General features: G+C 60.6%; 4 protein-coding genes. 3 read left to right on the forward strand and 1 reads right to left on the reverse strand.

Features of this window, described 5'->3' with window-relative positions:
* Positions 1-150 precede the first annotated feature (150 nt).
* Together rbsK and NW819_RS03275 are read left to right on the forward strand one after the other, a co-directional pair.
* Positions 151-1,068 (forward strand): ribokinase, encoded by a 918-nt coding sequence (gene rbsK, locus NW819_RS03270; RefSeq protein ID WP_414412869.1) that lies wholly within the window; start codon positions 151-153, stop codon positions 1,066-1,068.
* Between the two features lie 254 nt (positions 1,069-1,322).
* The gene (locus NW819_RS03275) at positions 1,323-2,066 is read left to right on the forward strand and encodes a response regulator (RefSeq protein WP_414356063.1); all 744 of its coding nucleotides are present in this window, start codon (positions 1,323-1,325) and stop codon (positions 2,064-2,066) included.
* Positions 2,067-2,232: 166 nt separating this feature from the next.
* Here the strand turns inward: NW819_RS03275 and NW819_RS03280 are convergent, their stop codons facing one another.
* Positions 2,233-4,053 carry a DUF1565 domain-containing protein gene (locus tag NW819_RS03280; RefSeq protein ID WP_414412870.1) on the reverse strand — a complete coding sequence of 607 codons (1,821 nt, stop codon included), beginning with the start codon at positions 4,051-4,053 and terminating at the stop codon, positions 2,233-2,235.
* Positions 4,054-4,218: 165 nt separating this feature from the next.
* On the opposite strand from NW819_RS03280, the gene NW819_RS03285 reads away from it, so the two are divergent.
* Positions 4,219-5,312: pentapeptide repeat-containing protein (locus NW819_RS03285; protein WP_414412871.1), on the forward strand; the 1,094-nt coding region annotated here is incomplete at its 3' end.

Raw genomic sequence — 5,312 nt, forward strand, 5'->3', positions numbered from 1 at the left:
AAACCACGACTGCTATCAGCCCTTGCCGCGTGGTAGGGCGCTCAAGGGGATCCCTGGCCAAGACCGGCGGCTGATACAATAGCTGCCCAGGGATCCAAACCAAAGATCTCTAGATCTCTGCTTTTCCAACAGGATTTCCCCACAAGCCCGATGGCAGGCCCGATCCGAGTGGTGGGTAGCTTGAACATGGATTTGGTGGTGCAGGTGCCCCATCATCCCGGCCCTGGGGAAACGGTGCTGGGATCCGACTACGCCACCTACCCTGGCGGTAAGGGAGCCAATCAAGCGGTGGCAGCGGCGCGGGCGGGAGCCCAGGTGGAGATGTGGGGGGCAGTGGGATCTGACAGCTTTGGCCGCCTGCTGAAAGAGAACCTGGAGCAGAACGGCGTCGATACCCACCACCTGCGGGAGCTGGAAGGGCCCAGCGGCATCGCTCTGATCACTGTGGATCCAGCAGGGCAAAACCGGATTGTGGTCAGCCCCGGCGCTAACGGTCGCTACACCCCCGCCCAGCTGCCTCCTTGGACGCCGGCAGCGATGGTTCTGCTGCAACTGGAAATCCCCCTGGCCACGGTGCAGGCGGTGGCAGAGCAAGCCTTTGCCCAAGGGATCCCCGTCCTGCTCAATCCAGCCCCTGTGGTGCCCCTGCCAGGATCCCTGTTGCGCCGGGTTCGCTACTTGGTGCTCAACGAAAGCGAAGCGGCTGCCCTTGCCCAATCTCCTGTGGAGACGCCGGAACAAGCCCAAAAGATCGCTCAGGAGCTCCAGAAGCACGGGATCCCAACCGTTATCCTCACCTTGGGAGGGGCAGGGCTGGTCTGGGCAGATGGGGAAGAAAGTGGCCATTGGCCAGCTCATCCTGTGGAGGTGGTGGATACCACCGCTGCCGGAGATGGGTTTTGTGGGGCCTTAGCTGCCTGTTTGGCTGCCGGCAGATCCCTGAGGGAAGCCCTGCGTTTTGCCAATGCCGCCGCTGCCTTGGTTGTAACCCGTGCAGGAGCCCAACCCAGCTTGCCCCAACGCTCTGAGATCGAGGCGTTTTTGGCCTCTGCCGTAGAAACAGCTTAGACTGCCGCTTGTCAAAAGTTTTTAACATCTGCGGTGGAGAAGTTCATGAGCCGTCTGCGTGGGTGCTAGGGGAAACCGCACCGTCCACAGGACGAGAGCGGGACGAACTCCTTTTCCTGAGCCGCTACTCATCGCTGGTGGAGGGGATCCCTTGCTCCTTTTGAGTACTGCTCAATAGTGCCTTGCCTTCCCTTGTGGGTGTTTTTAGAGTTAGGAAGTGAAAAGAAAGTATTCGGTAACTCTGATAAAGGCCTGTGAGTACCCTCCTTGCTGAAGATGACGCTCTTTACCGTCAGCATGTCCATAGCCTACTGACGCAACATTTGCCTGAGTTCGGCCCGGTATACATGGCCTCGAATGGCCGAGAGGCGTTGGAACTTTACCGTCAGCACCACCCCAACTTTGTGTTGATGGACATTCGCATGCCTGAGATGACCGGGATCGAGGTAGCGCGGCAGGTTTGGTCAGAGTGCCCCAGCACGCGCATCATTTTTTGGTCGCATTTTGCCGATGAAGTCTATGTGCGGGAGCTGCACAAGATCGTGCCTCCGCAAACTGTCTATGGCTACCTTTTGAAAAATTGCACCGATGAAAAATTGGTCAGCGCCATCCAAGCGGTGGTGCAGGATGAGCAATGCGTGATCGACCGAGAGGTGCGCGGGGTCGATTCCCGTTCACAAAACAAAATCACCGGTCTCAGCGATGCCGAGTACGAAGTGCTGATCGACATTGCCCTCGGCCTCACCGACCAAGCCATTGCTGCACGGCGCTTTTTGTCCCGCCGAGGGGTAACCAACCGTCTGCGCAACCTCTACGACAAACTAGAGGTGAGCAACGACCAAATTGAGAGCGACGAGTGGGGAACCACCTTCAGCTTGCGGGCGCGAGCCATCCGTCTTGCCTTCAAACGGGGGTTGATCAACGCCCAACTGCTGGATGAGGAGGAAGTGCATTTGGATCACTGGCTCAGCCGCTACCGACTGGATCCGCTGGACTAGAGAGGGGGTGTTCGAGCCGTCATCGCTCTTGGCAAGCACTTGTAGTCAATTCCCTTGCCAGCGACCAAGGAGACTTGGGCTCAATGGCTGGCCACCCCGCCAAAGAACTGGGATCAAAGCTCCCTCGTACCGCTATGGAGAAGCAAGCCGGCAGTGTGGGGGGTCGCTAGCGGAAAATCATCTCGGCAACTGCCTCAAAGCCGGCATCCAACAGCCGATCCAAGACCGACTGGGCCTGGCTGCGACTGTCGTAGAGGCCAGCCTGCAACACCGTTCTCCCGTTGAAAACCGTTTCCACCGCGTCGGGGATGAGCTGCCGCAATCGGTTCAAGTCATCGCTGCTCTTGGGGGTCACCAACACGCGAAATTGAGTTGCCGTTCGCGTTGGCGAAACGGAGTCGTTACCCACAGCAACCACAGGGGGGGCAACTGGAGTTGTAGTGGGAGCAGAGGGAGTGGCCGGGATCCCCGTGGACGGGCGACGGGCCGGCGGGGGCAGAAGGGTGGTGATATCCGTGAGGGGAGCCGACGGTGGCCTGGGAACAGGGTCAGCCGGCTGGGCAGGTGCGGTAGAGCCATCGGGGGTGAAGGGGACAGCCACAAACTGCTCCCCCGGAGGTTGGGGCTGGGGAGTTGCCTGAGGGCTGGAGGGATCTGGCAAGATGCGCCCTCCGGATCCTTGGGGCGGAGAGGGGGGAACCGGGGCAGTAGACTGGGGCACCGTCACAACCGGCAAGGTGGAGGGGGTCTCAGCGGCTGGCCGGGGATCCCTGGGAGTAGCCGGCTGGGCCGGAGCGCTGGGCAGAGCCAAAGTGCCAGGGGCAATGGGGCGGGGAGCGCTGTCGGGAAGGGCGGCGACGGTGGTTTGACCGGACAGATCCAGATCCCCTTTGGCTTTGCCCCGCAGTTGGTTGCCGTTGGCATTGATGCGCAGGCCGCGGGTGGCGTTGTGGATGTCGTATTGGCCGTTGCCCTCAAAGATGTTGTTGCCGGGATCCGTGGCCGTGCCCAGATCCGGCTGGGCGTTGGTGATGGCAGTGAGGCCGGTCTCCAAGTTCTGGGCGATGAGATTGTTGCGCAGGATGGGCCTGGAGCTGCCCCCGACAACCACGCCGGTACGGTTCTGCAGAATGCGGTTGTTGCGCACAACAGGCGCCGAGCGTTGGTCGATGGTGAGGCCAAAGCCGGTCTCCTGGAACAGGTTATTGACGATGGTGGGCTGGGAGGTGCCCAAAACGGAAATGCCGTTGGCCCCGTTTTTATAGAAGCGGTTGCCCTCTACCCAGGGATTGGCAGCGCCAGCGATGAAGATTCCATCGTGGATGCTGCCCACAAAGCTGTTGTTGAGAATGCGCGGGGAGGCCGATTCGACCCAGAGGGCATAGCCGCGCCGCCCTTGGTTGCGCAGGGTAACTCCTCGCACTTCTGCGCCGGTTTCTGCCAGCAGAGCAACATTTTGTCGGCCTAGGGTCGGGCTCATGTAGGTACCGCCGCCGGTGATGAGATAGCCCTCTCCCAAGGTGGACTCGTCCCCACGCAAGGTGAGGCCGGCTTTCAGACGGATGGGGAAGGTTTCGCCGCTCTCCTCGCTATATACCCCGGGAAAAAGCTGAATGACGCTGCCAGCCTCAGCCCGCTGAATGGCATAAGTAATCGTCTTGAAGGGGTTATTGCGGGATCCATCCCCACGGGTATCGCTGCCGTTGGCCGCATCCACAAAAATGGCCGGGCGATTGTCCGGGAGAGGGGGAGCTTGAGGCAGGGTCTGCTCGCCGGTAATGCCGGTGTCCAGGGAAGTTTGCGCCCAGCCAGGATCCAACTTTGCTGTCAGCAGTAAGGTGGTGCCAAGCATCAGAGAGGTTGCCAGCCGCGTCAGCATTGCAGAACGATGGCGCTGCGCCCGCAGGCCGGGCAGGACTGCTGTAGATTGGTGTTCGCCGGATTTCTGCAGACCAATAGGCAGTAAGGACAATAAGGAAGAGATCATGGTGGTTATCCTCACACCAGGCTGGGCTAGAGAAGGAAAGCCGAGGTCATCTTACCAAACTGAGCAGGCAGGGGCCTGCCCTATTCTCCAACTCCAAATACGGACTAACGCAGGCTTTTTTTGCAAGTCTAACACTAGCCCTAGAGTAACCTCCCTGCTTGCGCCATGACCTACAAAACCCTTGTCCCCGAACATCTGCCCCAAGAGCCGTCGCTGCTTGAATCCGGGATCCTGCTGTCTCCGGTCTCACCGTGGCAACCCCTGATTCATCTGCTGCTGTTGGGGATCCCGGCCTTCTTGCTGCTCTTGGGAAAGCTGATGGCTCAGCCGGTCTTGGGCTGGGGGGCGGTGCTGGCTTGGCTGGGCCTGGCGGGCTGGTGGGGGCGATCGCTTTGGGCTCAGATCGGGCGCCGTCTTTGGCAGTGGCTGACCACTTGGCCTCAATTGGCCTGGGCGGGAGTGGCCCTCAGCTTGGCCCTGATGGGAGGGGTTGCCGGGAGCGGGCTGTTTTCTGCCTTGGGATCCCTGAGTTGGGAAGCAATTGGGGCTTTGGGAGAAGTGTTCGGGGCCACAGGCCAAATCTTGATTGCCATCCTGGCTGCCTACATTGCCTGGCGGCAGTACATCATCTCCCGCGATCTCACCATTCAGCAGAATATCATCACCCAGCAGCAGACCATCGACGCCTACTTTGAAGGCATTTCCAACCTGGTCTTGTCTCCCGATGGGCAGTTGGACGATTGGCCCCTGGAGCGGGCCATTGCTGCCGGGCGCACGGCTGCTTTGTTGAACGGGGTGGATCGCTTCGGCAAAGCCAAGATCCTGCGCTTTCTCTCCACCGCTAACCTGCTCAGCCCTCTGCGGCGAGACGAACACCTGGGCCGACCTATCCTGGATGGCAAGGGGGGCTACCAGCGGGATCGCTTGCACGGGATCCGAGTGGTCAACCTGGGCACGATGCTGGAGGGAGCCGACCTGCATGGCACCCTGTTGCGGGCGGTGGATTTCAGCGAAGCCAGCCTGGAGCGGGCCAACCTGAGCGGCTGCGATCTCAGCCACACCAATCTGTGCGGAGCTAACTTGCGGAATGCCGACCTGCGCGGGGCCGATCTCTACCGCGCTTTGCTGTTTGTGGGATCCCCTCAGACAGCTTCCCCCGCTCAGCCGGGGCAAAAGCCGGATTTTAAGACCGGAGCCTACACCGGAGCTATCGTGGCAGGGGCAGATTTCCGCCAGGCTCGCCGCCTTTCCCCCGAACA

This window comes from Synechococcus sp. R8-2, from assembly GCF_047461715.1.
In the GTDB taxonomy this organism is placed as follows: domain Bacteria; phylum Cyanobacteriota; class Cyanobacteriia; order Thermostichales; family Thermostichaceae; genus Thermostichus.

Excerpts from the sequence above, each read along its gene's own strand:
- rbsK (WP_414412869.1), top strand. The coding sequence starts at position 151 with ATGGCAGGCCCGATCCGAGTGGTGGGTAGCTTGAACATGGATTTGGTG.
- NW819_RS03280 (WP_414412870.1), bottom strand. The coding sequence starts at position 4,053 with ATGATCTCTTCCTTATTGTCCTTACTGCCTATTGGTCTGCAGAAATCC.